We start from the raw sequence: 1,238 nt of genomic DNA on the forward strand, positions 1-1,238 counted from the left end.
GGAATTTGAGAAGGCGGTGGCGGTCTAGCTGAGAATGTTGCTTGTCAAAGGCACAACCAGCGAACCCGAGAAGGCCGGACCCGACCACCATGAAGAAGATTACGCAAGAAGCGAACAGCAGTAAAGCGCAAACGAAAAGCGTGCTAGATGAGCTGATCCAGCAAGGCGCGCGGCAGATCATTCAGCAGGCAGTCGAGGTGGAACTGGCGACCATGCTCGAACAGTACAGCAACGTGAAGTCGATCGACGGCCGGCGTGCCGTGGTGCGCAACGGCTACCTGCCCGAGCGCGAGGTCGTCACAGCGATCGGTCCGGTGACGGTTCAGGTGCCGAAGGTGCGGGATCGTTCGGGCTCGGGCATCCGGTTCAATTCGACGATCGTGCCGCCGTACGTGCGCAAGTCCGCGCGCGTGTCGGCAGCGCTGCCGTGGCTGTACCTGCGAGGCATCTCGACGGGCGACATGAGCGAAGCCATGGGCATCATGCTGGGCGGCCAGGTCAGCGGCATGTCGCCGAACGTCGTGAGCCGGCTGAAGGCCCAATGGGCCGATAAGCATGAGCAGTGGAATCGGCGTGAGCTGTCGTCGGCGCGCTGGGTCTACTGGTGGGCCGACGGCATTCACACCGGTGTGCGCAGCGACGATTCCGACGGCCAGTGCCTGCTGGTGATCATTGGCGTCAAACCGGACGGGACGAAGGAACGTGTGGCCATCGGTGACGGCTACCGGGAATCGAAGGCATCGTGGAGCGAACTGCTGCTCGATCTGAAGAAGCGCGGCCTGCCGTCGGGGCCACTGCTGGCCTGCGGCGATGGCGCGATGGGATTCTGGGCCGCGATGGAGGAAGTGTTCCCGCAGACGAAGCATCAGCGCTGCTGGTTTCACAAGATGGGTAACGTGCTCAATGCGCTGCCGAAATCGCAGCAGGCTCGAGGCAAGAAGGCGATGCAGGACATCTGGATGGCGGCCACGCGCGCTGATGCACTGGCCGCATTCAATCACTTCGTCGACGCGTACTCGGCAAAGTACCCGAAGGTCGCCGAAAAGCTGACGGAAGATCGTGACGAGCTGCTCGCGTTTTACGATTTCCCGGCTGAACACTGGCAGCATCTGCGCACCACGAACCCGATTGAATCGACCTTTGCGACGGTGCGCCATCGCACGAAACGCACGCGCAACTGTGTATCGCGCGCGACGTTCCTCGGGCTGGCGTTCAAGCTGATCGAGTCGGCCGAAGAA

Annotated in this window: 1 protein-coding gene; it reads left to right on the top strand. The window is 62.1% G+C overall.

Features of this window, described 5'->3' with window-relative positions; all coding sequences use genetic code 11:
* Nucleotides 1–89 precede the first annotated feature (89 nt).
* A partial coding sequence (locus tag GCT19_RS42100; RefSeq protein WP_152855096.1) for an IS256 family transposase occupies nucleotides 90–1,238 on the top strand: 1,149 nt, incomplete at its 3' end.

It is taken from the genome of Paraburkholderia atlantica (genome assembly GCF_009362785.1).
GTDB classification, from domain to species: Bacteria; Pseudomonadota; Gammaproteobacteria; order Burkholderiales; family Burkholderiaceae; genus Paraburkholderia; species Paraburkholderia atlantica.